Source organism: Micromonospora sp. SL1-18, assembly GCF_047921505.1.
In the GTDB taxonomy this organism is placed as follows: domain Bacteria; phylum Actinomycetota; class Actinomycetes; order Mycobacteriales; family Micromonosporaceae; genus Micromonospora.
Window position 1 is genome coordinate 1 of the sequence record NZ_JBLROA010000015.1, and the last position, 25,391, is coordinate 25,391.

Genomic DNA, 25,391 nt, shown 5'->3' on the forward strand with positions numbered 1-25,391 from the left:
GGCCTACCGCAACCTCCTCGCCGGCGGCGAACCCGGCGGAGGCAAATCCGGCCTCCTGAACACGATCGCCGCCCACGCCGCCCTCTCCGTCGACTCCCGCCTGGTGCTGCTGGACGGCAAGCTCGTCGAACTCGGGCAGTGGGAGGACTGTGCCGATGCGTTCATCGGCCCCGACATCACCGCCGCCCTGACCGTGCTGAAGCGGCTGCAGGTCGTGATGAACAACCGCTACGCCTGGCTTCGCGCCCACGGGCGCCGCAAAGTCACCGCCGCCGACGGCCTCTCGGTCATCACCGTCCTGGTCGACGAAATCGCCTTCTACTCCGCGACCGTCGGCAGCAAGCAGGAACAGGAAGAGTTCGTCGCTCTCCTGCGCGACCTGGTCGCCCGAGGCCGCGCCGCCGGCATCCCCGTCGTCGCCGCCACCCAGCGGCCCAGCTTCGACATCATCCCCACGTCTCTGCGGGACCTGTTCGGCTACCGGGCCGCCTTCCGCTGCACCACCCCGAACAGCTCGAACATCGTCCTCGGCCACGGCTGGGCCGAGCAGGGCTACACCGCCACCGACATCCAGCCCACCAACCAGGGCGCGGCCTACCTCATCGCCGAAGGCGGCATCCCCCGCCGCATCAAGGTCGCCTACCTGTCCGACAGTCAGATCGCGGCGATTGCCGATTACGCCGCCTGGATCCGCCGACCCAACCGCTTATCCGCCGTCCCCGACGGCACCCGCCTCGACCTGGGGCTGGCGGCATGACCACCCGAGAGCGCACCTACGCCCGCGCCAACAACCAGCGGGCCGCGCAATACACCGAGATGTGGATCGTCGGCAGTCCCGAGGACCTGGCCGCCATGATCGACGCCGCCCGCAGTACCGGTCGGCTCGTCTACGTCTCCGCCCCGCACCAGATGGGCGGGGACGACACCCGACACCGCCGCTACCTGCGGCTCCGCTCCTCCTGATCGGCCGACAGGACCAGGTCATCGCCTGGCAGCAGAGCTGGTCCTGCCGACCTCCCACCAAGCCCTTTCGAAAGGACGTGGCTGCCATGAAGGCTACCCACCAACCGCCCACCCTCGCGCCGGTCACCCCTGCTGACCTGCTGCGGATGGCTGCCCTCTACCTGCGCCGGCACGGCTGGCACCAGGGCACCTACTACGCCACCAACGCCCCCGCCGACTGCCTCACCCCGCCGGCCTGCGCCGTCGGGGCCATCGGCATCGCCTGCGCCGGCCACCGCCTCGACCACTTCTACGGTCTCGACCTCGACACCCAGGTCACCTTCCGGCAGGCCGTCGGCATCCTCACCACCTACCTCGACGGCTGCCTACCCATCTGCTTCGTCGACGAAGACGGCTTCCTCGTCGAGGAGCACACCTCCCCCTACTCCTGGAACGACGACCCGGACCGGACCGCCGAGCAGGTCATCACGGCCCTTGAGAAGGCCGCTGACGAGTGGGACCGCCTCCACACCGAGGGAGGCGAGAACCGATGAGCACTGTCAAGCCGACCTTGACGCCCTGCGTCCCCCGTCAGAAGCGGCGGGATGTCGTCGAGAACGACGAGTTCGCGGCCTTCGCACGCCGCATCATCCGCGCCCACGGCCGCCGCGTCGCCACCGGCGACGTCGAAGCCCTCCGCGACCTGGTCGCCTTGGCCACCAACCTCGATGACGCCATCGGCGAAGCCGTCCTCGGTCTGCAGGCCTTCGGCTACTCCTGGGCCGAGATCGGCCAGCGGCTGGGGATCTCCCGGCAGGCCGTCCAGCAGCGCTGGGGAGGCCAGTCATGACCGCAATCACCTATGACCCGGCCGGCACTGTGACCGGCTTCCCGACCTTCCCCTACCGGATGGCCCCTGACGGCCTGGCCACTCGTCGGCAACTGCGTGCCGCCGGCCTCCGCCCCGGAGGGCATGACCCGGTCGCGCAGATCGTCTGGTGGCGCGGCAAGCGCGTCGCCTACCTCTACCGCCTCGACCTCGCCGCGCCCAAACGCATCGCCACGCCCGCCCAGCGGGAGGCCATCGCCAAAGCCCTGCGCGCCCGGCGTACCTGCCGGCACTGCGGCCAGATCCAGCCCTACTACATCCCTCGCCGTACCGGCTCCTGCCTCGACTGCACCCCGGGAGGTGCCCGATGACCACCGCCATCACCAACCTCGCCGCTGACGAGCGGATGACCCCGGACGACTACGCCGTGACCGCCCTCGCCGAATACTTCGCCGACCGCGGCCCCCTGTCCTACGAGCGGTTCCTGTCCGGCTACTACGCCGAATCCATCCGCCACATCCAGGAAGCCCACCGCGCAGCCTGCACCGCCGCCGACGGCGAGCACTGCGCCACCTGCGACGCCATCCGCGTCGGCTGCGTCGGCCTGCTCGCCGAGCAGCGCACCGTCACCTCCGTCTACCAGGAGGCAGGCGACGATGTCCGCTAACGAACCCACCACCGGCACCCGCGTCGAGGGTGTCGTCCTGGTCCTCATCCTGCTCACCGTCGCCGGCTTCGCCGGTGCCGCCTCCTTCACCCACGTCAAAGACTGGACCCTCGCCAATTCCCCGGACGGGACCGGGCAGTGGTTCGGCTGGGCCAACGCTGTCATCTCCGAACTCGTCCCCATCGCCTCCCTGCTGACCATCCGCCGACGCCGCCGTGCCGGCGCATCCATCGGCTACCCGATGCTCCTGCTCATCGCCGCCGCCAGCCTCTCCCTCGCCGCACAACTCGCGGTCGCCAAGTCCGGACCATCCGGCTGGCTCCTGTCCGCCGTCCCGGCACTGGCGTTCATGGCCCTGGTCAAACTCGTCCTCGCCCCCGCACCCACCGTGCGGGAGGACACCCAGCCGGTTGAGCCGGCCGCGCCGATCCGGGTTCAGGTGGCTGAGCAGGTCACCGAGCCGGCACCGCCGGCCGCCGCCATCACCCCTGCACCGCAACCGGCACCCGTTCTGGTCGCCGAGCCCACCCACACGCCGGCTGTCGAGCCGGAGCCTGTCACCGTGCCGGCCTCGGAGCCGGTCGACGTCCCTACCCGCCTGCTGCCCATGGCTCGCTTCGCGGCCGTGCAGCACGAGCAATCCACTGGCACCCCGATCACGCCGGCCGAGCTGGCCGACCGGCTCGATGTCGCCCCGGCCGTCGCCGGGCAGCTCCTCACCACCATCGGCGGTGGTGCCCGATGACCATCTACCTCGTCGACATCGTGCACATCCTGCACACCTGCCCCGCCAACCCGGAGCCGCACCCGTACGACACCCGCCGGACCGTCGTCGACGTCATCCCCGGCGGACCCTGCCGGGCACCGGTCACCATCCGCTGCGGCCAGGTGACCACCACCGTCCCCTGCCACCAGCACGAGCCGACCAAACGCCAATGCGGCGCCTGCCGGGTCATCGTGCGCGAGCGCACCATCACCAACCACCACCCCGACGGGGTGGCGGCTTGATGGCCTCGACGCTGGACCTCACCCCCCGGACTTCGGCCCGGGGGGTGGGCTCGAACGCCGACACCATCGTGTACGGCTACACCGCCGCCGGCTCCGCCTTCGAACGCGCCACCCAACCCGACTACTTCGGCTGGATCGAACACGTCCGCGCCGCCGGCGGCTGCACCCGCCCCATCCGGCTCGCCGGGCAACTGCTCACCGTCGACCCGGCCACGGGCCGTGTCCTCGGCGATCGGCACACCGACGGCATGCCGGACTCGGTTATCTACACCGCCTGCGGCAACCGCCGCGCCACCGTCTGCCCCTCCTGCGCCCAGACCTACCAACGCGACGCCTTCCAACTCCTGCGCGCCGGCCTCGTCGGCGGCAAGGGCGTCCCGGAGACGGTCGCCGAGCATCCGGCCGTGTTCGCCACCTTCACCGCCCCGTCGTTCGGGCCGGTCCATGCCCGCGTGGTCCGCAAGCACACCTGCGGCAACCGGAAGCGCTGCGACTGCCGGGCCGAGCCGTGCCATGCCCGCCGTGCCACCGACCCGGCCGCCGGCCTCTGCCCCCACGGCCGCCCGTCGGTCTGCTGGGCCAGGCACGAGGCCGGAGACGCCGCCCTCGGTCAGCCGCTGTGCCTGGACTGCTACGACCACGACCACCAGGTCGTCTGGAACCTGTTCTCCGGCGAACTCTGGCACCGCACCAAACAAGCCGCGGAACGCTGGCTCGCCAAACTCGCCCACCGACGCGGCATCCCCAAGGTTGAGGTAGCCACCGCCTCCGGGAAGACGCGGAAGGTCCCGCCGGTGCGGCTGTCGCCCGGGAAGGTCGCCGAACTGCAAGCCCGGGGAGCGGTGCACTTCCACGCCATCGCCCGCCTCGATGGCGTCAGCCCCGATGACCCTGACGCCGTCGTCCCACCGCCGGCTTGCTTCACGGTCGCCGACCTCGTCGACGCGCTCCGCCACGCCGCCGGGCAGATCGCGTTCCACACCCCGCACCATCCGGACCGGCCCGAGGGCTGGCCGATCGCCTGGGGAGAGCAGGTCGACCTGGAGCCGATCGCCACCGACGGCAGCGGTGAGGTCACCGATGGCATGGTCGCCGGCTACCTTGCCAAGTACGCCACCAAAAGCACCGAGGCCACCGGGCACACCTCCACCCGCCTCGACGCCGACACCATCGGCGACTACGCCGACCCCGACGGCGACCACACCGCCCGCCTCATCGACGCCTGCTGGCGCATCGGCCGACCCACCAGCACCCCGATCCCGCTCTCCGAGCGGCCCCGCGAACCACGGCCCACACCCGGCTTCGTCCAGCGCTGGGAGTGCCCCGACTGCGGCACCCACACCCGCTACGCCGCCTGCCCCACCTGCGTCGCCCACCGTCAAGCCAGCCTTGACACCGAACCGACGAAACCCGCGACGGCCAACCCCTACGCCCGGCTACGGCGATGGGCGCACATGCTCGGCTACGGCGGCCACTTCCTCACCAAAGGCCGCCGCTACTCGGTCACCTTCCAACTCCTACGCGACACCCGCATCGCCTACCGGCGGCATGACGACCAGGCCCACGAGCACCCGGCCACCGGCCGCCCACTCGCCGGCCGGGTCGATGACGCCACGCCCCTGATCGTCGGCACCCTCACCTTCGCCGGCGTCGGCTGGCACACCACCGGAGACGCCCTCCTCGCCAACACCGCCGCCGCCATGGCCAGAGAACGACGAACCACCGGCCGCGAAGAACTCGCCCACGAACTCGGCACCACCCCGGCCGGCACAGTGCCGGCCGCCGCCTAACCCGACAGACCTGAGGAGGTCACCACCATGAGCACCACCGCCCGCCCGAGTCCCGTCATCCGGCTCGTCCCCCGCAGCGGTGCAAGCGTCGTTGAGCCGGTCACCTACACAGTCCGCGAGGTCGCCAAGCTGCTCGGCCTTTCCCTGGGGAGCACCTACGCCCTCGTCCGTGATGGCACCATTCCGGCGACTCGCCTCGGTGGCCGCTGGCTGATCCCCCGGGCACGCTTCCACGTCTGGCTCGACGGCGTCGCCTCTGATCCGTCCAATGATGTTCGGGAAACCGGCACCGACGGACGGGGGCGCTGATGGGACACATCGTCAAAACGCCCGCCGGCACCTTCCGCGCGAACTGGCGCGACCCGTCTGGCCGTCAGAAGGCCAAGACGTTCCGCACTCGCAAGGAAGCTGCCGCGTACCTGGCGACGACCGAGGCGACCGTCAGTCAGGGCACGTACGTCGACCCCGCCGCCGGCAAGGCCCGATTCGGCACCTACGCGGAACGCTGGCTGGCCTCTCGATCGGTGGAGGCGACCACGCTCGCCGGCTGGACTTCGCGACTGAACGCGCGATTGCTGCCGCAGTGGGGCGCGTGGCCGGTCGCCCGGATTGACTACCTGGCCGTGCAGGAGTGGGTTACCCGCATGGGCCGGGAGTTGTCGCCGGCCACCGTGGCGTCGTGCCACTCGCTGCTGTCGTCCATCCTCGCGGCGGCAGTGCGTAGCCGCCTGATCGCGTTCAACCCGTGCGAGGGGGTGCGGTTGCCGGCACAGCGCAAGCGCGCGGGCGGACAGTTCGCGCTCACGCTCGACCAGGTGCAGGAGCTGCTGTTGCCGAGCGTTCCGGAGTGGCACCGCCCGGTGGTCGCGGCGGCGGCCGGTGCCGGACTGCGGTGGGGCGAGTGTCTCGGGCTGCGGTGGGCCGATATCGACTTGCCGGACGACGACGACCAGGACGCCACGCTGACCGTGCAGCGCGTGGTGATCGAGGTGAACGGGCACCCGGCGGACAAGCCGTACCCGAAGACGGCGCAGAGCCGTCGCAGGGTCCCGATTCCGCCGTTCCTGCGGGCCGAGCTGCTGTGCCACCGTGAGCGGACGGACCCCGGCGAGGCTGATCGAGTGTTCACCAACCAGGCGGGTGACCCGATGTTGCGCAGCAACTTCCGGCGCCAGGTGTGGCGGCCCTCGTTGGTGCGGGCCGGGCTGCTCGGCACCGTAATGGAGACTGGCCCACACCGGTTCCGGGCTGCCTGGCGCGACCGGGAGAGCGTGGAGTGGTCGGCGGAGTTCACGACGCACCGCGAGGCGGTGGCGCACGTGGCGGTCAAGGCGGCCGGCGGGTTGCGCTTCCACGACCTGCGGCACGGGTACGTGACGTGGCTTGTCTCTCGGGGAGTGCCGGTCAACATCGTTCAGGCGGCTGTGGGACATGAGCACGCATCTACGACACTCAATCGCTACACGCACACCCCGGCCGACTTCCACCGGCTCATCCGAGGAGCTTTCGCGACCTCTGCTGACGAATCGCTGACGAGCGACGATGACCGTCGATCCGACGAGTCGGAGTCACGCGGAGAAAATGCCCCGTGACCTGCACGGAAGCGTGGTGGAGCCCAGGGGACTCGAACCCCTAACCCCTGCCTTGCAAAGGCAGTGCTCTGCCAGTTGAGCTAGGGCCCCGAGGCGGGCGGACCCGCCCGGTGCTGGCAGTTGGAGCGACCATTCAGCGCAGGTCGGGCGCGGTGGTCGCCTCGTGCCACAGGGCACGCTCGTCGTTCGAGGCCTTCACCTTCTTGGCCACGACAGCGGCCACGCCGACGATGCCGGCCAGGATCAGAATCTTCTTGAACATGGGGCAACCCCTCACGCTCGATTACTGTCAGACGACGTGCGGTGGGGCTAGCTGGAATCGAACCAGCGACCTCAGAGTTATCAGCTCTGCGCTCTAACCGACTGAGCTATAGCCCCGCATGGCGACGGCCAAGGTTAACCCATCGCCGTCTCCGTGCCCAAATCGGGGGTCGGTGGCGGCATTCACCCCGCGCCTGGGACGAAACCTACCCGGATACGCGCCGCCGGGGCGACCGCTTTACGCGATGCCCCGGCGGTCGTCGTCGGGTCAGTCCCGCTCGGCGAGCGTCAGCTCGACCCCGCCGACCAGGTCGGCGCAAACGTTGTAGACAAAGGCACCGAGGGTGGCGAGCGCGGTGAAGAGCACGACGTTGACCAGGCCGATCAGCGCGGAGCTCATGATCACGCCCTTGGCGGTGATCTGGAAGCCGCCGCTACCTGAGGCGCCGCCGGCGTTGACCAGGTCGGTCAGGCTTGCGTTGACTTCCTTGAACACGCCCATCGCGTCCAGCGCCAGGTAGAGCACCGAGGTGGCGACGACCACCACGATGAAGAGCACCACCGAGACCGCGAACGCAAACTTCATCACGGACCACGGGTCGATCCGCTTGAGGTTCAGGCGGGCCCGGCGCGGCCCGCGCGAGGCAGCCGAGCTGACCGAGGTACGCGCTGCGCGTACCGCCTCACCCACCCGCGCGGCCCCGACGGCGGCCGGGCCGGCGATGCCCGGCGGCAGGCCACCGCCGTTGGCGGGTCGGCCCCTCGTCGTGCCGGCCCGGGCGCCGTCCGACCCGGGCTTGGCAGCCGTGCCGAGACCCGCCCCGATGCGCGCCTGAGTGCCGGGCGACGGCCGGGCCGTACCCGTCATCTTGATCGGCTGGGTCACGGTGGGCTTCGCCGCGGTGGCCGCCGTGGCGGCCGGGCCCTCGGTGGAGGCCGACGCGTCGGCCTTGGCCTGGTCGGCCTTCTCGCTCGTCCCCGAGTCCTCCGCGGGCTTGTCCGGCGGCGGGGTCATGCCGGGGGCCCGGGTGAACTTCGGGGCAGGCGCATCGGCGGGGACCGTGGCCCGACCCACGGCCGCGCGACCGGTCGCTGGTGCATCGCCGTTCGCGGCCTCCTCGTCGGCCGGGTTGGCCGAGGTCCCCTTGTTCCCCGACTTCGCCTGTGTCTCCGTCATCAACTAGTCCTGTTCGTCAGGCTCGTCGGCATTGCGAGCAATTGCCACGATAGTCACGCCATCCGGGAGGTCCATCAGCTTGACCCCCATTGTGTTCCGGTCACGCGTACGGCGTACAGGCTTCACCGGAGTCCGGATGACGCCACCGTTGCTGGTGATCGCGAACAGCTCGTCCTCCGGGCTGATCACCACGGCACCCACCAGACCACCACGTCGCTCAGTGATCTTCGCGGTCAGCACGCCTTTACCTCCCCGGCCCTGCACCGGGTATTCCTCGATCGGGGTACGTTTCGCGTAGCCCCCGTTCGTCGCGACCAGCACGTCCAGGTTTTCCATGCCCTCGCTGCGGATGACCTCCATCGCGAGCAGGACGTCTTCCTCGCTGAACCGCATGCCGATCACACCGGAGGTGGCTCGGCCCATCGGGCGCAGCGCCTCGTCCGTGGCGTTGAAGCGGATGGCCTGGGCGTTCTTGGAGACGAGCAGGAGATCGTCCCCCGGACCGCTGAGGGCAGCGCCGACCAGCTCGTCCTCATCGCGCAGGTTGATCGCGATGATGCCGCCGGAACGGTTGGAGTCGAACTCCTCGAGCCGCGTCTTCTTCACCAAGCCGTTCTTCGTCGCCAGTACCAGGTAGGGCGCCACCTGATAGTTCGGAATTTCGATGATCTGCGCGATCTGCTCATCCGCTTGGAATGCGAGCAGGTTGGCCACGTGCTGGCCCTTGGCCACCCTACTGGCTTCCGGAAGCTCGTAGGCCTTGGCCCGGTAGACCCGACCCTTGTTGGTGAAGAACAGGATCCAGTCGTGCGTCGAGCATACGAAGAAGTGGCTGACGATGTCGTCCTGGCGGAGGGTGGCACCGCTGACGCCCTTCCCGCCGCGCCGCTGCGAGCGGTAGAGGTCGACCTTGGTGCGCTTGGCGTACCCGGTGCGGGTGATGGTGACCACGACGTCCTCGCGGGCGATGAGGTCCTCCATCGAGACCTCGCCGTCGAACGGCACGATCTTGGTACGCCGGTCGTCGCCCCACTTCGCGACGATCTCGCCCAGCTCCTCGGAGACGATCTTCCGCTGCCGCTCCGGCTTGGCGAGGATGTCCTTGAGATCGGCGATCTCCAGCTCGAGCTTGGCCAGGTCGTCGAGGATGCGCTGCCGTTCAAGGGCGGCCAGGCGGCGCAGCTGCATGTCCAGGATCGCGGTCGCCTGGATCTCGTCGATCTCCAGCAGCCGAATCAGGCCCTGGCGGGCGTCCTCGACGGTGGGCGAACGCCGGATCAGGGCGATCACCTCGTCGAGCGCGTCGAGGGCCTTGGCCAGACCGCGCAGGATGTGCGCCCGCTCCTCCGCCTTGCGCAGCCGGAACGCGGTCCGCCGGCGGATGACCTCGATCTGGTGCTCGACGTAGTAGCGGATGAACTGGGCCAGGTTGAGCGTGCGCGGCACGCCGTCGACCAGCGCCAGCATGTTGGCGCCGAAGGTCTCCTGGAGCTGGGTGTGCTTGTAGAGGTTGTTCAGCACCACCTTGGCGACCGCGTCGCGCTTGAGCACGAGCACGATCCGCATGCCGGTACGCCCGGACGACTCGTCCCGGATGTCGGCGATCCCACCGAGCTTGCCCTCCTTGATCAGCTCGGCGATCCGCTCGGCGAGGTTGTCCGGGTTGACCTGGTACGGCAGCTCGCTGACCACCAGCGCCGGGCGGCCCCGCTTGTCCTCCTCGACCTCGACCACGGCCCGCATCCGGATCGAGCCGCGCCCGGTCCGGTACGCGTCCTGGATGCCGGCCTGGCCGACGATCAGGCCGTGGGTCGGGAAGTCCGGGCCCTTGACGATCTCCAGCAGCGCCTCGAGGGTGGTGGCCTCGTCGGCGTCCGGGTTCTCCAGGCACCACTGCACGGCCGCGCCGATCTCGCGCAGGTTGTGCGGCGGGATCTTGGTGGCCATGCCGACCGCGATGCCCTCGGACCCGTTGACCAGCAGGTTGGGGATCCGGGACGGCAGGATCGTGGGCTCCTTGGCCCGGCCGTCGTAGTTGTCCTGCAGGTCGACGGTGTCCTCGTCGATGTCCCGCAGCATCTCCATGGCCAGCGGGTCGAGCTTGCACTCGGTGTATCTCATGGCCGCAGCCGGATCATTACCCGGCGAACCGAAGTTGCCGTTGCCGTCGACCAGCGGGTAGCGCAGCGACCAGGGCTGCGCCATCCGGACCAGCGCGTCGTAGATGGCCGAGTCACCGTGCGGGTGGAACTGGCCCATCACGTCGCCGACGACCCGGGAGCACTTCACGTAGCCGCGGTCCGGCCGGTAGCCGGAGTCGAACATCGCGTAGAGGATCTTGCGGTGGACCGGCTTGAGCCCGTCCCGGACGTCCGGCAGGGCCCGCCCGACGATCACGCTCATCGCGTAGTCGAGGTACGAGCGCTGCATCTCGACCTCGAGGCCGACCGGCTCGATGCGGTCGTGCTGCACGACCGCGGCCGGTGTCTCCGGGGTCTCCGGCTCGTTGGGAGTGGACTCGGGAGTATCGGTCACTGTTAACCCTTATCAGACTCAGAGTCGTGTTCGTGCTGTGGACAACGGCTGTGGAAACCGTCCGGGCTGTGGATAACTCTGTGGACCGTCGGGCCGGCCGGTGGATCTCCGCCCGGCCCGACATGGTCCGTCAGATGTCGAGGAATCGCACGTCCTTGGCGTTGCGCTGGATGAACGAACGGCGCGCCTCGACGTCCTCACCCATCAGCACGCTGAACAGCTCGTCGGCGGTTGCGGCGTCGTCGAGCGTCACCTGGCGCAGCGTACGGGTGGCCGGGTTCATCGTGGTCTCCCACAGCTCGGGGTAGTTCATCTCGCCGAGACCCTTGAACCGCTGGATGTCGTCCGGCTTGGCGTTCGGCTTCTTCTGCTGGCGCAGCGCGATCAGCCCGTCCCGCTCCCGGTCCGAGTACGCGTACTGGGCATCGTCGCCCTTCTTGTTCCACTTGATCTTGTAGAGCGGCGGGGCGGCCAGGTAGACGTGCCCCAGCTCGACCAGCGGCCGCATGAACCGGAACAGCAGGGTGAGCAGCAGCGTCTGGATGTGCTGGCCGTCCACGTCCGCGTCGGCCATCAGCACGATCTTGTGGTACCGCAGCTTCTCGATGTCGAAGTCGTCGTGGATGCCGGTGCCCAGCGCGGTGATCAGCGCCTGGACCTCGTTGTTCTTCAGCACCCGGTCGATCCGGGCCTTCTCCACGTTCAGGATCTTGCCGCGGATCGGCAGGATCGCCTGCGTACGCGGGTCGCGGCCCTGCTTGGCCGAGCCACCCGCCGAGTCACCCTCGACGATGAAGACCTCGGACTCGCGCGGATCGGTGGACTGGCAGTCGGCCAGCTTGCCCGGCATCGAGCCGGACTCCAGCAGCGACTTGCGCCGGGCCAGCTTCCGCGCCTGCTGGGCGGCGATCCGGGCCCGGGCCGCCTGTGACGCCTTGGTGATGATGATCTTCGCCTCGGCCGGGTTCCGGTCGAACCAGTCGACCAGCGACTCGTTGCAGACCCGCTGCACGAAGCTCTTCACCGGGGTGTTGCCCAGCTTGGTCTTCGTCTGGCCCTCGAACTGCGGGTTGGTCAGCTTGACCGAGATGATCGCGGCCAGCCCCTCGCGGATGTCCTCGCCGGAGAGCCTCTCGTCGCCCTTGAGCAGCTTCTTCTCCGCGCCGTACCGGTTGACGACGCTGGTCAACGCGGCCCGGAAGCCCTCCTCGTGGGTGCCGCCCTCGTGCGTGTTGATGTTGTTGGCGAAGGTGTAGACCGACTCGCCGTATGACTCGTTCCACTGCATGGCGATCTCCGCCGACATGCCCTCCTCCTCGGCGCCGAACTCGACCACCGTCTTGTGGATCGGGTTCTTCGAGGCGTTGAGGTGCCGGACGAAGTCGGCGATACCGCCGTCGTAGCGGAAGGTCACCTCGCGCGGCTTCCCCTCCTCGCTCTCCGCGACCCGCTCATCGAGCAGGTGGATGGTGAGGCCACGGGTGAGGAAGGCCATCTCCTGCAGGCGCCGGTAGATGGTCTGGAAGTCGAACTCGACGGTCTCGAAGACGTCCGGGTCGGGCCAGAAGGAGACCGCCGAGCCGGTCTGGTCGGTCGGCTCGCCCTTCTCCAGCGGGGTCGGCTTGGAGTGGTGGTACTGCTGCCGCCAGACGAAGCCGTCCTTGTGGATCTCCACTGCCATCTTGGTGGAGAGGGCGTTCACGACGGAGACGCCGACGCCGTGCAGACCGCCGGAGACCGCGTACGCCTTGCCGTCGAACTTGCCACCCGCGTGCAGCACGGTCAGCGCGACCTCGACACCGGGCTTCTTCAACTTCGGGTGGAGGTCGACCGGGAAGCCACGCCCGTTGTCGGTGACCCGTACGCCACCGTCGGCCAGCAGCACCACGTCGATGGTGTCGCAGAATCCGGCCATCGCCTCGTCCACCGCGTTGTCGACGACCTCCCACACGAGGTGGTGCAGACCGCGTTCACCGGTGGACCCGATGTACATGCCGGGCCGCTTCCGAACCGCCTCCAACCCCTCGAGGACGGTGATCGACTCGGCGCCGTACTTCTTGTTGTCCTCCGCTGCCACCCTCGGCCACTTTCTCGCACCGGCCGCGCCAGGGCGCGGGGCGCGGGTACGGCGGACATCACGCGACGTCGGCGCGCACGGACCAGTCCCCGGATCGCCAGGTCGCGGATCGCGTACGCCGGTCGCCGCGGTCGCCCGCGGATCGCGATCGGCTCGACCCGATCCGGCACAATGATCAAGGGCCCTGCGGCCCCTGTCCGTAGCTCCGTGTCGGGTTTTTCGTCTCGCCGTCAATCTTACTCTGCGCAGCCGACTAAACCGCCACTCGGCACCCCTGCGCGGCGGCTGAGAACTCCGTAGCCGGCCGAACTGCGCTGTCCGCGACTCCCCCTACACACCAGCCCCTGATCGAGGGCGCTTCCGACCACTCCGGCTCGGCGTGTCTGATGCCACGCCCACGACCCGGAGCAGTCGTCCGACCACGCCGGCTCGGCGTGTCTGATGCCACGCCCACGACCCGGAGCAGTCGTCGGTCATCGGATCGGTATCGGCACGTAACCGACCGGGGGTCGCGGCGGGACCCGCCGTGCCGTACCTTTGCGGCGCCGCCGCAGCGGTCTTGATCTTGACGGACGGAACCGGGACGATCGACCCGATCGGTCCGACAACGCGCTTGGTAAGAGGTGACGCCAGATGGGGCTGGACAATGTCGCGGTGCACTGGCCGCGGACCGGCCGCTTCTACGATCCGGTCGCGCCGGCCGAGTTCGTCGACTTCGGAGAGATCGTGGACATGCCGCGCATCTCCGCCCCCACCGCGGCGCTCGCCGAGCTGATCGCGAAGACCGGCACGGTACGCGCGACCGCGTACACCGAGCTGGTCGACCTGATCCTCGGCCTGGAAAATGTGCTCTACGCCACGGAGAACGCGGCCGAGGACGAGGACCCGGTGATCGACCCCGACGGGTGCTCCTGGATCGCCGACGGGCTGGAGAAATTCGTCGTCCGGCACCGGCCGATCGGCGAGGCGGTGACCTTCGAGTCGGTCAGCGAGGTGCTGCGGTCGCTGCTGGGCGACGGCCGGCTGGCCGAGCAGCAGCTGCGCTGGCTGGACAGCCGGCTCGACAAGCTGCGCGACGAGAACGGCGATCCGCCGCAGTGGACCTTCACCTGTGCGGAGCTGGGCGTCCTGGCCGCCTTCTACCGGCGCTGCGCCGACCGCGGCTTCGCGGTCTACGCCGACGCCTGAGCTCAACCAACTCGATGTACGGCATGCTGGGGTCAAAACCGATGACGAGACCACGATTCGCCGCACACCGAGTTGATCAGTACGAGGCAGCAACTGGGGCGGGCTGATCAGCCATAGGTGTCGCGGGGTCCGCGGCCGCGGACCCGGCGCGGGCCGCGCGACCAGGACGGCGCGGCCGGACCGTGGATGTGCAGCTTGCGTACCACGTTGTGGCCCACCTCGCGGGCGATCTGCTGGAGCAGCGAGCCGGCGAGCAGCCGAAGCTGGGTGGCCCACGCCGTCGAGCGCGCCTCCACGGTCAGCTCGCCGTTCTCCAGCTTGACCGGGCGGCTGTGCTGCGCCACCTCGGACCCGACCACCCGTTCCCAGGCGCCGAAGACCGTCGCCTCGGCCGCCGGCTGCTGCCAGCCGCGCGCCTTCACCAGTTTGTCCAGCACCGCGCCGAGCGGCTGCGGGTCGCGCGGGTCCGGCCCGGGACCGGAGTAGCCGCGCAGCCGCCGCTCGCCGTCGCCGCGTACCGCGCCGCGCCGCCGGGTGGTGGCCGCCGCCTGCCGGCGGGCCTTCGCCGCGTCCAGCACCGCCCGGGCCAGCTCCGGCCCGGACGCCCCGGCGGGCGGCTCGGCCTGGGCACTCGCCCCGGGCCTGCCCGCGCCGGCGGCCAGCTCAGACTGGGCACTCGCCCCGGGCCCGCAGGCGGCGTCTGGGCCGGTCCCGGCACCGTCGCCCCGGCCCCCGGCCGTGCCGGCGGCGTCGGGGCCGGTCCCGGCACCGCGGCCCCGACGGCCCCCGCCCGCGTGGGGCGAGCCGGTACCGCCCTGGCCGCTCGCGGCGCGACGGGCACCGTCACCCTGAGCCCCACCATCCGCCGAAGCCGCCGCACCGCGGCCATCCTCGGGGGTACGCCAACCGCGTCCCGGTCCCAGCCGGGCCGGCGGCAACCGGACCTCATCCGACACGGCGCACCATCCCCTCGCCCACCTCGTACCGGGCGCCACGCAGGGTCGCCGGCACGTCGTCGTCGACCGCGCAGGTCACCAGCAGCTGGCTGGCTGGCCCAACCAGCTCGGCCAGCCGCTCCCGACGGCCGGCGTCCAACTCGGCGAAAACATCGTCGAGGACCAGCACCGGCTCGATGCCGTCGGCCCGCAGCAGGTCGTACGCGGCCAGCCGCAGGGCCAGCGCGTACGACCAGGACTCGCCGTGGCTGGCGTACCCCTTGGCCGGGAGCGGGCCGAGGGTGAGGGCGAGGTCGTCGCGGTGCGGGCCGACCAGGGTGGTGCCGCGTTCGATCTCCGCGGGCCGGTGCTCCGTCAGCGCGACGCGCAGCGTCTCGATCAGCACCGCCCGGTCGGCGGTCGGCTCGGCCAGCTCCACCGAAGGCCGGTACGCGATCCCCGCCGCGCCGCGCCCAGCAGCCACCGCGTCGTACGCCTTGGCGACGTGCGGGGCGAGCGCGGCAACCAGCTCCATCCGGCCGGCGAGCAGTTCGGCACCGTGGTGCGCCAGGTGGGTGTCCCAGACCGCGAGGGTGGACAGGTCCCCGCCCCGCGACCCGCCCGTCTTGCGGGCCAGGTACGCCGTCCGCAGCAGGGCGTTGCGCTGCTTGACCACCCGCTCGTAGTCGGCGCGCACCCCGGCGTACCGGGGCTGGCGGGTGACCAGCAGCTCGTCGAGGTAGCGGCGGCGCTCGGACGGGTCCCCGCGGACCAGTTCCAGGTCCTCCGGGGCGAACAGCACCAGCCGCAGCGCACCGAGCACGTCCCGGGCGCGACGGGCCGGGGAACGGCCCAGCCGGGCCCGGTTGGCCTTGCCGGGGACGATCTCCAGCTCGACGAGGAGCTCTCGACCCTCGTGCACCACCGCGCAGCGGATCACCGCCGAGGAGGCGCCCATCCGGACCAGCGGGGCGTCCGTGGCGACCCGGTGCGAGTCCAGGGTCGCCACGTAGCCCAGCGCCTCGACCAGGTTGGTCTTGCCGACGCCGTTGGCGCCGATCAGGACGTTCGGGCCGGGCTCCAGGTCGACGCCGACCCGCTCGTACGAGCGGAAGTCGACCAGTTCGAGCCGGCGGACGTACACAGGTGCGGAATGCCGGTCAGCGCTTGCGGACGGCGTGACCGCCGAACTGCTGGCGCAGCGCGGCGACGGCCTTCATCGCGGGCGAGTCGTCCTGCCGGGAGGCGAACCGGGCGAACAGCGAGGCGGTGATGACGTTCAGCGGCACGGCGAGCCGGACCGCCTCGTCGACCGTCCAGCGCCCCTCGCCGGTGTCCTCGGTGTAGCCGCTCAGCTCGGCCAACTCCGGGTCCTCGTCCAGCGCGCGGTCGAGCAGGTCGAGCAGCCAGGACCGGACCACCGTGCCCTCGCGCCAGGACTTGAACACGCCCGGCACGTTGGTCACCAACTCGGACTTGGCCAGCAGCTCGTAGCCCTCGGCGTAGGCGTGCATCAGGCCGTACTCGATGCCGTTGTGCACCATCTTGGCGTAGTGGCCGGCGCCGACGGGGCCGGCGTGCACGAAGCCGAACTCGCCCGCCGGCTTGAGCGCATCGAAGATCGGCATGAGCCGCTCGACGTGCTCCTGCGCGCCGCCGACCATCAGGGCGTACCCGTTCTGCCTGCCCCAGACGCCACCCGAGACGCCGACATCGATGTAGCCGATGCCCTGCTCGTTCAGGCGCTCGGCGCGCGGCGCGTCGTCGCTGAACCGCGAGTTGCCGCCGTCGATGATGATGTCGCCCTCGCCGAGCACGCCGGCGAGTTCGTCGATGGTGGCGTCGGTGACGCCGGCCGGGACCATCACCCAGATCGCACGGGGTGCCTCCAGCTTCTCGGCCAGTTCCGAGAGGCTCGCGACGTCGCTCAGCTCCGTGTTGCGGTCGTAGCCGACCACCTCGTGACCGGCGGCGCGCAACCGCTCGCGCATGTTGCCGCCCATCCGGCCGAGTCCTACCAGGCCGAGCTGCATCTGGTCCTACCTCCGTACGTCTGGTCTTGCTGGGCGCGATCAGCGGGACACGCGGATCGGCATGATCAGGTACCGATATCCCGGGATGACCTCACCATCCTCGCCGGCGGGCGAGATCACCGCGGGCTTGAAGGCGTCGACGAACTTGAGCAGGGCGTGCTGGGCACCCAGGTTGGTCAGGCCGTCGATCAGGTACTGCGGGTTGAAGCCGATGGTCAGCGGGTCGCCGGTGAAAGCGGCCTCCATGGCCTCGCTGGCCCGGGCCTCCTCGGTGCCGCCGGCCTCGACGATCAGGCCGTCCGAGCTGAAGCTCAGCAGCACCGGCGTCGTCCGCTCGGCGACCAGGGCGACGCGCTTGACCACCTCGATCAGGGCGCTGACCGGGACCCGGGCCTCGGCATTGTGACTGGCGGGGAAGAGCGAACGGACCGGCGGGTAGTTGGCGCCGTCGAGCAGTCGGCTGGTGGTCCGCCGGGTCCCGCCGGAGAAGCCGATCATGCCTTCGCCGGCGCCGCCCTGGGAGAGCGCCATGGTCACCTGGCCGCCGAGCGGGCCGAGGGCCTTGGCGGTGTCGTGCAGCGTCCGGGCCGGCACCAGCGCGTTGAGGCTGATCTCGGGGTCGTCCGGGTTCCACCCCATCTCGCGCAGCGCGAGCCGGTAGCGGTCGGTGGCGAGCATCGCCAGGGTGCGGCCGGACAGTTCGATGCGTACGCCAGTCATCATCGGCAGCGTCTCGTCCCGGCCGGCGGCGACGGCCACCTGGGCCACGGCGGCGGCGAAGGCCGCCGCGTCTACGGTGCCCGCGCTCTCCGGCATCTCCGGCAGGGTCGGATAGTCCTCGACCGGCATGGTCGGCAGAGTGAAGCGGGCGCTGCCGCAGACCAGTTCCAGGTGGGCGCCGACGGCGGCGATGTCCACCGGCTTGGCCGGGAGTGCCTTGGTGATCTCGGCGAGCAGGCGGCCGGAGACGAGGGCGGCCCCGTCGGCGTCACTCTGCACCTCGACCGTGACCTGGCTGGAGACCTCGTAGTCGAAGCCGGAGACCTGAAGGTTGCCGTCGGTCGCCCGGAGCATCACCCCGGCCAGCACCGGCACGGAGGGTCGGTTGGGCAGGCTCTTGGCGGTCCAGGCGACCGCCTCGGCGAGCGCGTCGCGCTCCACTCGGAACTTCATCAATGCCTCCGCGTCGACGTCAGCAACAACTCTCTCATGCCGACCGCTGCCACCCGTCCCGCCCGACTGTGCGGGTACCCATCGCACCTTAGGGCGCGCGGGCATCGGCTGTGCGCCCGACCCCGTGGATCCAGGTGCCGGGGTGAACGCCGACGGAGGCGTTCCGGCCCGATCCACAGGAAGTCCAACGGTGATAATTGGTTTTTGTTGTTTAGAAGAGATAACTCATCGTCTTCATCGCACCTGTGCAAACTGTGGAGAACCCGCGTCTGCCCAGGCCAGGCAGGCTATCCACCGGTGGTTTTGCTGTGGAGAACCAGGGGTACAACCCGTGTCCCGGTCCACAGCCGCCGTCGATCCCCAGGTTTTCCACGGTTGTCCACCGGTTGTCCACGGCTAATCCACTGGGTTTCTCCCCAGCGCTGTGGACAGGCCGGGCGCCGGTAATCGACGTTGTCCCCAGAACCTTCAACAGGCCACCCACAGGCAGACCGTCGTCGGTGGACAACCGAGCCGCTGTCCCCAAGCGTCCACAGCTTCTTCCCCAGGAGTTGTCCACAGTCTGTGGGTAACCGGGTCGGGACGTAGCGTGGTTGTCCACCGCCTGTGACACAGGGGCTGTGGACAACCGGGGCGGGCTGTGGACGAACACGAGGCCGATCATGCGCCCTCGACCGGGTCGAGGGTCAACGTCCGGGATGTGCACAGGCACGAAAAAGCCCGGCCGGATCTCCGGCCGGGCCCAGCGTCGCCGTCCCGCGACGGCGTACGACTCAGGTCTGCTTGATCCGGTTGGTCAGTTCGGCGATCTGGTTGTAGAGCGAGCGGCGTTCCGCCATCTGCTGGCGGATCTTCCGGTCGGCGTGCATGACGGTGGTGTGGTCGCGGCCGCCGAAGGCCTGCCCGATCCGGGGCAGCGACAGGTCGGTCAGCTCCCGGCACAGATACATGGCCACCTGCCGGGCGTTGACCAGCACCCGGGAGCGGGAGTGACCGCGCAGGTCCTCAAGGCTCACCCCGAAGTAGTCGGCGGTGGAGACCATGATCTGGTCGGCGGTGATCTCCGGGCCGGCGCCGTCGGGGATGAAGTCCCGCAGCACCTCCTCGGCCAGCGACAGCTCCACCGACGAGCGGGTGAGGCTGGCGAACGCGGTGACCCGGATCAGCGCGCCCTCCAGCTCGCGGATCGAGTTCGACACCCGGGACGCGATGAACTCCAGTACGTCCGGCGGGGCGTACAGCCGTTCCTGAGCCGCCTTCTTCTGCAGGATCGCGATCCGGGTCTCCAGGTCCGGCGGCTGGATGTCGGCGAGCAGCCCCCACTCGAACCGGGTACGCAGCCGGTCCTCCAGCGTCGCCAGCTGCTTCGGCGACCGGTCGGAGGTGATCACGATCTGCTTGTTGGCGTTGTGCAGGGTGTTGAAGGTGTGGAAGAACTCCTCCTGGGTCCGCTCCCGGTTCTCCAGGAACTGGATGTCGTCGATCAGGAGGATGTCCACGTCCCGGTAGCGGCGCTGGAACGCGCTGGTCTTGTCGTCGCGCAGCGAGTTGATGAAGTCGTTGGTGAACTCCTCGGTCGAGACGTACCGGACCGAGCGGGCGTTGCCCAGCGTGGTGGCGTAGTGCCCGATGGCGTGCAGCAGGTGGGTCTTGCCCAGCCCCGAACTGCCGTAGATGAACAGCGGGTTGTACGCCTTCGCCGGCGACTCGGCCACCGCGACGCTCGCCGCGTGCGCGAAGCGGTTCGAGGAGCCGATGACGAACGTCTCGAACATGTACTTCGGGTTGAGCCGGTTGCCACCGGTCTCCGCCCCGCCGGGCAGCCGCCGGTCGACCGGGCCACCAGGACGGTGATCCATGCCACTGCGGCCCGGGCCGCTGTCGGTGGCCCCGTCCCTCGGCAGGCCGCGCAGCGGCGGCGCGTCGGGGATGTCGCGGTAATGGGGCTCGTAGCCACCGGCGTCCGGGAGCGACTCCATCCGGTCGAAGGTCCGGCGCTCGTCGCCCGGGGGCGGCGGCTCGGCGAAGGCGGCGCTGAAGAGGGTGTCCTGGCCGTCACGGCTGGCCGGGATGAGTGGCGGCCGGCCGCCGTCGGGGGTGCGCTGCCGTGGGGCCGACTCCTCGGGCGGCTGCGGGCGGTCCGCGCCGTACGCCGGGGGCTCGGGCCGGGCCGGATAGCCGAGCTCGGGGAAGCCGGGTGCCTCGGCCGGATCGGGCTGGCCCAGGCCGGCGAGCAGGTCCGGCGGCGTGTCCCGATCCGCCGGCTCCGGGCCACTGCGGTAGACGGTGCCGGCCGGGCGTCCCCCGGCGTCCTCGGCGACGCGTACGGTGACGGCGACCTGGATCGGCCGGCCGAGCCGCCGGCTCAGGGCCTCGGTGATGGCCGGGCGGAGCCGCGACTCGATCACATCTCGGGTGAAGGCGTCCGGCACCGAGAGCAGGGCGGTGTCCTCGACGATGGCCCGCAGCCGGGTGAGCCGGAGGTACGCCCGCTGCTGTGCCGAGATGATCTCGTCGGCGAGTTCGTCCGTCGTCGCCGTCCACACCGCGGCCAGGTCGGTCGTTCCGGTCACCGTCGTGCCACCCCCTCGCCTCGACTTACGCCCGCCCGGACGGCTGACCGGTCGTCATCCACAAGTTATCCACAGCCTGTGTGTACCGACCGATTGTGCCGCCCACCGGACGCGGGTCGGATCTGCCCCCCTTGGTTCCGGAGGCGCTGAAGCGGGTTCACCATGCCGAACGATTAACTACCTTGTCCGGTTTTGCCGGTCACGCCAACCCGACGCTGACCGCAATCGCGCACGCTAACAGTGCGGGCCGTGCGCCATCAACCGTCGACACCGGGGGCGTTGTCAACATCAGTGAAAACCGCCCCTTCGGCCGGGTTCTCGCACTGCCGGGCCTCCGGGTGTGACGTTTGACGGTCATTGCCCCCCTGCGTAGGCTGGATCGGCTGCTCTGTCGCCCTCTGCTAGGGTGATGGGTGCTTGCTGTCCGTGGTTGCTGCCCCGCATCGCCGAGGTGCCGCGTCGTCGGGCAGCACCGATCGGAGGTCACCGGCGAGGTGGCCTGGACCACCACACGACCCCGGGCGATCCACCGCGTGGGGCGTACGACAACGGAGAGCCTGACGTGAGCAAGCGCACCTACCAGCCGAACAACCGCCGGCGCGCGAAGACCCACGGCTTCCGGCTGCGCATGCGCACCCGTGCCGGCCGCGCCATCATCTCGACCCGTCGCGCCAAGGGCCGCACCCGCCTGTCGGCCTGAGGCCGACCGGTCCGGTCCGGGGACGTGGGCAGTCATGCTGGCCGCCGCGCAGCGACTGCGGCGCAGTAGCGACTTCGCCGCAGCGGTTCGGGGTGGCCGGCGCGTCGGCCGAGGTGCCGTCGTGGTGCACCTGACCCTCCCCGAGCAGACCGGACAACCCTCGACAAACCCGCCGGAGCCGGCGCGGACCAGCGGTGCGGAGACCGCCGTACCGAGCCGCGCCGGCTTTGTCGTGTCCAAGGCGGTCGGCAACGCCGTGGTCCGGAACAAGGTCCGCCGCCGGCTCCGGCACCTGGTCCGCGAGCGCCTCGGCGAGCTGCCCGCCGGCAGCACCCTGGTGGTCCGGGCGCTGCCGCAGGCCGCCGAGGCGTCGTACGCTCGACTTGGGGCCGACCTGGATGCCGCCGTCGCCGCCGCGCGGGCCCCCCGGGGGCGGCGGTCCCGGTGAGCGGGGTCACCGGCGCAGAGCGGCCCAGGACCGGTGCCCGCATGCTGTTGGCCCCCATCATCGCGTACCGTCGGTGGATAAGTCCGGCACTGCCGGCCCGCTGCCGTTTCTACCCGTCGTGCAGTGCCTACGCCGTGGAGGCGATCTCCCGGCACGGCGCGCTGCGGGGAGCCTGGCTGACGGTCCGGCGGCTGTCGCGCTGCCACCCCTTTCACCCAGGTGGACACGACCCGGTGCCAGAGCCGGGCGAGGGCCACCGCGCCGACGTGACTGGAGCCTGAGAATTGCACGTGAGTCTTGACTGGATCTACTACGCGATCTCGTGGATCCTGCTGACCTGGCACTCGGCTTGGGACGCCATCGTGTCGGCCGGAGCGGTGATCGGGACGAACTGGTCCTGGATCCTCTCCATCGTCTTCCTGGTTGTGACGATCCGGGTCATCCTCTTCCCGGTCTTCGTCAAGCAGATCAAGTCGCAGCGGGCGATGCAGGCGCTCCAGCCCAAGGTCAAGGAGCTCCAGGAGAAGCACAAGGGTGACCGGGAGACGCTCCAGAAGGAGATGATGGAGCTCTACCGGAAGGAAAAGGCCAACCCGCTGATGGGCTGCCTTCCGATGTTCCTCCAGATTCCCGTCTTCCTCGGCCTGTTCCACACCCTGAAGCGGCTCAAGCCGACCAACCCCGGGAAGACCCTGTACGGCTGGACGGTCGACCAGTTCGAGAGCGCCTCGCACGCCAAGCTCTTCACCGCCCCGATCTCCGGCCGGTTCGGTTCGACGGCCGACGAGTTGGCCAGCCTCGGCGCGAACGCCACGACGGTCAAGCTCGTCGCCGGCGTGCTGGTGCTCATCATGATCGCCACGACGTACCTGACCAGCCGCCAGATGATCCTGAAGACCGGCTGGGCGGAGGACCCGCAGCAGCGCATGGTCCAGCGGCTGATGCTCTACGGCATCCCGGTCTCCCTGCTGGTCTCCGGCTCGATCTTCCCGATCGGTGTGATCATCTACTGGGTCACCAACAACCTGTTCACCCTCGGTCAGCAGCAGTGGGTGCTGCGGAAGTTCCCGCCGCTGGTGCCGGTCAAGACGGGTGCCCCGGGGCGGACCACCGCCCAGCCGGCGAAGAGCGGCGGCCTGCTCGGCCGCAAGGCCGCCCAGCCGGCTGCGAAGGCCCCGGCGACCGCCCCGAAGGTGGCCGGCCCGAAGCCCGGCGCCAAGCCGGTCAACCCGAAGAAGAGTGGCGGCCGGCCCGCCAAGCGACAGGGCTGAGCCTCCGGGCCGCCGCCGGGGAACCGGCGGCGGCCCGTCCGGCCTCCGAGCTGCCACCGTACGGTCGGCGCCGGCCGGAACCACCGCGCGGAGCGCGGTCACGGGCGAAACTGGCCCGTACAGACGTGCCCGAGGCATCGGCGGACCCCGCGCCGGCCCCGGGAGACCAGCGGACCCGACGGTCCGGCCGAGCGAGTACGGAGATGAGACCGTGACCGACACCAGCATCCCCAGTGCCGACCAGTCCCTGGACGAGGAGACCGCGTCGGCCGTCGCCACCGAGGAGGCGGAGGAGACCGAGGCCGAGCCGGAGGCCCGGGAGAAGAAGGCCCCGGCCGACAGCGATTTGTTCCGGCAGAGCGAGATCGCCGCCGACTACGTCGAGGGCCTGCTCGACATCCTCGACTACGACGGCGACATCGACGAGCTGGTCTCCGGCGGCCGCCCGGTCGTCGAGGTGGTCGGTGACAGCCTGCAGAACCTGGTCGGCCAGCGCGGCGCCACCCTGGAGGCGCTCCAGGAGCTGGCCCGGCTGGCGGTGTTCCGGCAGACCGGTTCGCCGAGCCGCCTGCTGCTCGACGTCGGCGGCTACCGGGCCGCCCGCCGCAAGGAGTTGGCCGCCGTCGCCAAGAACGCGGTGGAGAAGGTCAAGGAGTACGGCGAGCCGGTGCGCCTGGAGCCGATGTCCGCGTTCGAGCGCAAATGCGTGCACGACGTAGTGAACGCGATGAGCGGCGTGGAGAGCGAGTCTGAGGGCGTCGAGCCGAACCGCCGTATCGTCGTCCAGCCGGTGGACTGACCGGGTGACCCACGACGAGACAGCGGCGGGTGCCGTGGCCGGCCCGGGTGGTACGCCACCCGGGCCGTCGCCTGTCCGGCACGACCCGGCCGTCGACCCGGTCTTCTCCGACGGTGACGTGACCTCCGCGGCCGACCCGTCCATCCCCGATACGCCGTCGACCCCGGCCGACTCGAACTTCTCCGGCGGTTCCGGTACGCCATCCGGCCAGCCGGCCCACCCGGAATCGGCGCACCCGGTGGAGCCCGCGGGGGACGTGACCCCGGCCTTCTCGAGTGAACCGGCGGCGGGATCGACGGAGCCGTCCAGGTCCGTGGAGCCGTCGGGAGCCGCGGGCGAGGCGGTCCCTGCCGCTCCCATCGGCGCCGCCGATCCGGTGTTCGCCGAGCCGACCGCCGCCGTCGATCCGACTGTTGCCGCCGACTCGACCGCCGCCGTTCACCAGGCCGGTCCGTCCCTCGTGGACGATGCTGCCCGGCCGGCCGGACAGCGGACATCCGGGGAGCCGACCACTCCGGCGCAGGCGACGCTGCCGCCGGAGCTGGCGGCGGCCGCCCGTACGCTGTTCGGCGATCGCCTCGACCTGGCCGCCGCGTACGCCGAACTGCTGGCGACGGACGGCGTGGTACGCGGCCTGATCGGCCCCCGCGAGGCTCCCCGGATCTGGGAGCGGCACCTGCTCAACTGTGCCGCGATGGCCGAGCGGATCCCCGAGGGCGCGAGTGTGATCGACGTCGGCTCCGGCGCGGGGCTGCCCGGCCTGGTCCTGGCGATCGCCCGGCCCGATCTCACGGTCACCCTCGTCGAGCCGCTCGTCCGGCGGACCGCCTTCCTCGTCGAGGCGGTGCAGCAGCTCGGCCTGACCAGCACGGTCCGGGTGTTCAGGGGGCGGGCGGAGGAGGCGGCAGCCGGTACAGGAGACAGCGCGCCGCTCAGCGCTGACATCGTGACCGCGCGTGCGGTCGCCGCCCTGGACCGACTCGCCGCCTGGTGCCTCCCCCTCGTGGTGCCCGGCGGGCGACTGGTGGCGCTCAAGGGCGCCTCGGCCGCTGAGGAGATCGCCGAGCACGCCGAGGCGGTGGCCCGGCTGGGTGGGAGCGAGCCGGAGCTGCACAGGTGCGGAGTTGGCGTCATCGACCCGCCGGCCACCGTGATCGAGATGGTCCGGGAGCGGGTGGTCGGCCCGGTTCGGAAGAAGCGCCCGAAGCGGTCGCGTGGCGGCCGCCGGCGCGGCGGGCGCGGCCGGGATCGCTGACATCACAGCGGTTCCGGCGGTGTCGGTCGTTGGGAGATCGTGCGAGCCAGCCCATTGATCAGAACCCGACGTGGACCCGCTGCGCCTGTGCGCCGTAGGCTGGCCGCACGTCGATAGTGTGGAGCGGCGGTGCCGGGC

The 25,391-nt window shown here is 70.5% G+C and carries 27 protein-coding genes and 2 tRNA genes; 18 read left to right on the forward strand and 11 right to left on the reverse strand.

Annotation, left to right across the window (positions count from 1 at the left end):
• The 11 genes from ACNAW0_RS09765 to ACNAW0_RS09815 form a co-directional block, all read left to right on the forward strand.
• The coding region (locus ACNAW0_RS09765; RefSeq protein ID WP_416287417.1) for an FtsK/SpoIIIE domain-containing protein at nucleotides 1-757 on the forward strand (757 nt) is incomplete at its 5' end.
• The gene (locus ACNAW0_RS09770) at nucleotides 754-963 is read left to right on the forward strand and encodes a hypothetical protein (RefSeq protein WP_416287418.1); all 210 of its coding nucleotides are present in this window, start codon (nucleotides 754-756) and stop codon (nucleotides 961-963) included. The genes ACNAW0_RS09765 and ACNAW0_RS09770, both read left to right, overlap by 4 nt.
• Nucleotides 964-1,049: 86 nt before the next feature.
• Nucleotides 1,050-1,496, forward strand: coding sequence for a DUF6197 family protein (locus tag ACNAW0_RS09775; protein ID WP_416287419.1), 447 nt, complete (start codon nucleotides 1,050-1,052; stop codon nucleotides 1,494-1,496).
• The gene (locus tag ACNAW0_RS09780) at nucleotides 1,493-1,792 is read left to right on the forward strand and encodes a hypothetical protein (protein ID WP_416287420.1); all 300 of its coding nucleotides are present in this window, start codon (nucleotides 1,493-1,495) and stop codon (nucleotides 1,790-1,792) included. The genes ACNAW0_RS09775 and ACNAW0_RS09780 overlap by 4 nt, the downstream gene beginning before the upstream one ends.
• Entirely contained in the window at nucleotides 1,789-2,142 is a 354-nt protein-coding gene (locus tag ACNAW0_RS09785) for an RRQRL motif-containing zinc-binding protein (protein WP_416287421.1), read from the forward strand. Before ACNAW0_RS09780 ends, ACNAW0_RS09785 begins: the two co-directional genes overlap by 4 nt.
• Nucleotides 2,139-2,438, forward strand: a complete 300-nt coding sequence (locus tag ACNAW0_RS09790; RefSeq protein WP_416287422.1) for a hypothetical protein — start codon at nucleotides 2,139-2,141, stop codon at nucleotides 2,436-2,438. Before ACNAW0_RS09785 ends, ACNAW0_RS09790 begins: the two co-directional genes overlap by 4 nt.
• The gene (locus ACNAW0_RS09795; protein WP_416287423.1) at nucleotides 2,428-3,183 is read left to right on the forward strand and encodes a hypothetical protein; all 756 of its coding nucleotides are present in this window, start codon (nucleotides 2,428-2,430) and stop codon (nucleotides 3,181-3,183) included. The genes ACNAW0_RS09790 and ACNAW0_RS09795 overlap by 11 nt, the downstream gene beginning before the upstream one ends.
• Nucleotides 3,180-3,446: a hypothetical protein gene (locus tag ACNAW0_RS09800; protein WP_416287424.1), complete on the forward strand. Its 267-nt coding sequence runs from the start codon at nucleotides 3,180-3,182 to the stop codon at nucleotides 3,444-3,446. The genes ACNAW0_RS09795 and ACNAW0_RS09800 overlap by 4 nt, the downstream gene beginning before the upstream one ends.
• Nucleotides 3,446-5,236: a replication initiator gene (locus ACNAW0_RS09805; RefSeq protein ID WP_416287425.1), complete on the forward strand. Its 1,791-nt coding sequence runs from the start codon at nucleotides 3,446-3,448 to the stop codon at nucleotides 5,234-5,236. The genes ACNAW0_RS09800 and ACNAW0_RS09805 overlap by 1 nt, the downstream gene beginning before the upstream one ends.
• A gap of 27 nt (nucleotides 5,237-5,263) precedes the next feature.
• On the forward strand, nucleotides 5,264-5,545 hold the full coding sequence (locus ACNAW0_RS09810) for a helix-turn-helix domain-containing protein (protein ID WP_416287426.1): 282 nt from the start codon (nucleotides 5,264-5,266) through the stop codon (nucleotides 5,543-5,545).
• Nucleotides 5,545-6,828 (forward strand): tyrosine-type recombinase/integrase, encoded by a 1,284-nt coding sequence (locus ACNAW0_RS09815; RefSeq protein ID WP_416287427.1) that lies wholly within the window; start codon nucleotides 5,545-5,547, stop codon nucleotides 6,826-6,828. The genes ACNAW0_RS09810 and ACNAW0_RS09815 overlap by 1 nt, the downstream gene beginning before the upstream one ends.
• Nucleotides 6,829-6,842: 14 nt before the next feature.
• On the opposite strand, the gene ACNAW0_RS09820 is transcribed toward ACNAW0_RS09815, so the two are convergent.
• The 6 genes from ACNAW0_RS09820 to gyrB form a co-directional block, all read right to left on the reverse strand.
• Nucleotides 6,843-6,918 (reverse strand) — tRNA-Ala (locus ACNAW0_RS09820).
• Nucleotides 6,919-6,961: 43 nt separating this feature from the next.
• The gene (locus ACNAW0_RS09825) at nucleotides 6,962-7,090 is read right to left on the reverse strand and encodes a DLW-39 family protein (protein WP_416287428.1); all 129 of its coding nucleotides are present in this window, start codon (nucleotides 7,088-7,090) and stop codon (nucleotides 6,962-6,964) included.
• Nucleotides 7,091-7,132: 42 nt separating this feature from the next.
• Nucleotides 7,133-7,206, reverse strand: a tRNA-Ile gene (locus tag ACNAW0_RS09830).
• Nucleotides 7,207-7,357: 151 nt separating this feature from the next.
• Nucleotides 7,358-8,266 carry a DUF3566 domain-containing protein gene (locus ACNAW0_RS09835; RefSeq protein ID WP_416287429.1) on the reverse strand — a complete coding sequence of 303 codons (909 nt, stop codon included), beginning with the start codon at nucleotides 8,264-8,266 and terminating at the stop codon, nucleotides 7,358-7,360.
• A gap of 3 nt (nucleotides 8,267-8,269) precedes the next feature.
• Nucleotides 8,270-10,801: a DNA gyrase subunit A gene (gene gyrA, locus ACNAW0_RS09840; protein WP_416287430.1), complete on the reverse strand. Its 2,532-nt coding sequence runs from the start codon at nucleotides 10,799-10,801 to the stop codon at nucleotides 8,270-8,272.
• A 130-nt stretch (nucleotides 10,802-10,931) separates the two neighbouring features.
• On the reverse strand, nucleotides 10,932-12,878 hold the full coding sequence (gene gyrB, locus ACNAW0_RS09845) for a DNA topoisomerase (ATP-hydrolyzing) subunit B (protein ID WP_416287431.1): 1,947 nt from the start codon (nucleotides 12,876-12,878) through the stop codon (nucleotides 10,932-10,934).
• 633 nt (nucleotides 12,879-13,511) lie between these two features.
• Between gyrB and ACNAW0_RS09850 the strand changes: the two genes are divergently transcribed.
• Nucleotides 13,512-14,066 (forward strand): hypothetical protein, encoded by a 555-nt coding sequence (locus ACNAW0_RS09850; protein WP_416287432.1) that lies wholly within the window; start codon nucleotides 13,512-13,514, stop codon nucleotides 14,064-14,066.
• Between the two features lie 107 nt (nucleotides 14,067-14,173).
• Here ACNAW0_RS09850 and ACNAW0_RS09855 read toward each other — a convergent pair whose 3' ends face one another.
• From ACNAW0_RS09855 to dnaA, 5 genes are all read right to left on the reverse strand, one after another.
• On the reverse strand, nucleotides 14,174-14,728 hold the full coding sequence (locus ACNAW0_RS09855; protein WP_416287522.1) for a DUF721 domain-containing protein: 555 nt from the start codon (nucleotides 14,726-14,728) through the stop codon (nucleotides 14,174-14,176).
• Between the two features lie 283 nt (nucleotides 14,729-15,011).
• Nucleotides 15,012-16,145 carry a DNA replication/repair protein RecF gene (recF, locus tag ACNAW0_RS09860; RefSeq protein ID WP_416287433.1) on the reverse strand — a complete coding sequence of 378 codons (1,134 nt, stop codon included), beginning with the start codon at nucleotides 16,143-16,145 and terminating at the stop codon, nucleotides 15,012-15,014.
• 16 nt (nucleotides 16,146-16,161) lie between these two features.
• Nucleotides 16,162-17,034 carry a phosphogluconate dehydrogenase (NAD(+)-dependent, decarboxylating) gene (gene gnd / locus ACNAW0_RS09865; protein WP_416287434.1) on the reverse strand — a complete coding sequence of 291 codons (873 nt, stop codon included), beginning with the start codon at nucleotides 17,032-17,034 and terminating at the stop codon, nucleotides 16,162-16,164.
• A gap of 39 nt (nucleotides 17,035-17,073) precedes the next feature.
• Nucleotides 17,074-18,207, reverse strand: coding sequence for a DNA polymerase III subunit beta (dnaN, locus tag ACNAW0_RS09870; RefSeq protein WP_416287435.1), 1,134 nt, complete (start codon nucleotides 18,205-18,207; stop codon nucleotides 17,074-17,076).
• 773 nt (nucleotides 18,208-18,980) lie between these two features.
• Nucleotides 18,981-20,780: a chromosomal replication initiator protein DnaA gene (dnaA, locus tag ACNAW0_RS09875; RefSeq protein WP_416287436.1), complete on the reverse strand. Its 1,800-nt coding sequence runs from the start codon at nucleotides 20,778-20,780 to the stop codon at nucleotides 18,981-18,983.
• Nucleotides 20,781-21,342: 562 nt separating this feature from the next.
• On the opposite strand from dnaA, the gene rpmH reads away from it, so the two are divergent.
• From rpmH to rsmG, 6 genes are all read left to right on the forward strand, one after another.
• The gene (rpmH, locus tag ACNAW0_RS09880) at nucleotides 21,343-21,480 is read left to right on the forward strand and encodes a 50S ribosomal protein L34 (protein ID WP_074478258.1); all 138 of its coding nucleotides are present in this window, start codon (nucleotides 21,343-21,345) and stop codon (nucleotides 21,478-21,480) included.
• A gap of 34 nt (nucleotides 21,481-21,514) precedes the next feature.
• On the forward strand, nucleotides 21,515-21,928 hold the full coding sequence (rnpA, locus tag ACNAW0_RS09885) for a ribonuclease P protein component (RefSeq protein ID WP_416287437.1): 414 nt from the start codon (nucleotides 21,515-21,517) through the stop codon (nucleotides 21,926-21,928).
• 41 nt (nucleotides 21,929-21,969) lie between these two features.
• The gene (gene yidD, locus ACNAW0_RS09890; protein WP_416287438.1) at nucleotides 21,970-22,209 is read left to right on the forward strand and encodes a membrane protein insertion efficiency factor YidD; all 240 of its coding nucleotides are present in this window, start codon (nucleotides 21,970-21,972) and stop codon (nucleotides 22,207-22,209) included.
• Between the two features lie 9 nt (nucleotides 22,210-22,218).
• Nucleotides 22,219-23,199: a membrane protein insertase YidC gene (yidC, locus tag ACNAW0_RS09895; protein ID WP_416287439.1), complete on the forward strand. Its 981-nt coding sequence runs from the start codon at nucleotides 22,219-22,221 to the stop codon at nucleotides 23,197-23,199.
• A gap of 211 nt (nucleotides 23,200-23,410) precedes the next feature.
• Nucleotides 23,411-23,998, forward strand: coding sequence for a protein jag (locus ACNAW0_RS09900; protein WP_416287440.1), 588 nt, complete (start codon nucleotides 23,411-23,413; stop codon nucleotides 23,996-23,998).
• A 529-nt stretch (nucleotides 23,999-24,527) separates the two neighbouring features.
• Entirely contained in the window at nucleotides 24,528-25,253 is a 726-nt protein-coding gene (gene rsmG / locus ACNAW0_RS09905; protein ID WP_416287523.1) for a 16S rRNA (guanine(527)-N(7))-methyltransferase RsmG, read from the forward strand.
• The last annotated feature ends 138 nt before the right edge of the window (nucleotides 25,254-25,391 follow it).

Coding starts and splice junctions, on each gene's coding strand:
- ACNAW0_RS09770 (WP_416287418.1), top strand. CDS start 754: ATGACCACCCGAGAGCGCACCTACGCCCGCGCCAACAACCAGCGGGCC.
- ACNAW0_RS09775 (WP_416287419.1), top strand. CDS start 1,050: ATGAAGGCTACCCACCAACCGCCCACCCTCGCGCCGGTCACCCCTGCT.
- ACNAW0_RS09780 (WP_416287420.1), top strand. CDS start 1,493: ATGAGCACTGTCAAGCCGACCTTGACGCCCTGCGTCCCCCGTCAGAAG.
- ACNAW0_RS09785 (WP_416287421.1), top strand. CDS start 1,789: ATGACCGCAATCACCTATGACCCGGCCGGCACTGTGACCGGCTTCCCG.
- ACNAW0_RS09790 (WP_416287422.1), top strand. CDS start 2,139: ATGACCACCGCCATCACCAACCTCGCCGCTGACGAGCGGATGACCCCG.
- ACNAW0_RS09795 (WP_416287423.1), top strand. CDS start 2,428: ATGTCCGCTAACGAACCCACCACCGGCACCCGCGTCGAGGGTGTCGTC.
- ACNAW0_RS09800 (WP_416287424.1), top strand. CDS start 3,180: ATGACCATCTACCTCGTCGACATCGTGCACATCCTGCACACCTGCCCC.
- ACNAW0_RS09805 (WP_416287425.1), top strand. CDS start 3,446: ATGGCCTCGACGCTGGACCTCACCCCCCGGACTTCGGCCCGGGGGGTG.
- ACNAW0_RS09810 (WP_416287426.1), top strand. CDS start 5,264: ATGAGCACCACCGCCCGCCCGAGTCCCGTCATCCGGCTCGTCCCCCGC.
- ACNAW0_RS09815 (WP_416287427.1), top strand. CDS start 5,545: ATGGGACACATCGTCAAAACGCCCGCCGGCACCTTCCGCGCGAACTGG.
- ACNAW0_RS09825 (WP_416287428.1), bottom strand. CDS start 7,090: ATGTTCAAGAAGATTCTGATCCTGGCCGGCATCGTCGGCGTGGCCGCT.
- ACNAW0_RS09835 (WP_416287429.1), bottom strand. CDS start 8,266: ATGACGGAGACACAGGCGAAGTCGGGGAACAAGGGGACCTCGGCCAAC.
- ACNAW0_RS09850 (WP_416287432.1), top strand. CDS start 13,512: ATGGGGCTGGACAATGTCGCGGTGCACTGGCCGCGGACCGGCCGCTTC.
- gnd (WP_416287434.1), bottom strand. CDS start 17,034: ATGCAGCTCGGCCTGGTAGGACTCGGCCGGATGGGCGGCAACATGCGC.
- dnaN (WP_416287435.1), bottom strand. CDS start 18,207: ATGAAGTTCCGAGTGGAGCGCGACGCGCTCGCCGAGGCGGTCGCCTGG.
- rnpA (WP_416287437.1), top strand. CDS start 21,515: ATGCTGGCCGCCGCGCAGCGACTGCGGCGCAGTAGCGACTTCGCCGCA.
- yidD (WP_416287438.1), top strand. CDS start 21,970: ATGCTGTTGGCCCCCATCATCGCGTACCGTCGGTGGATAAGTCCGGCA.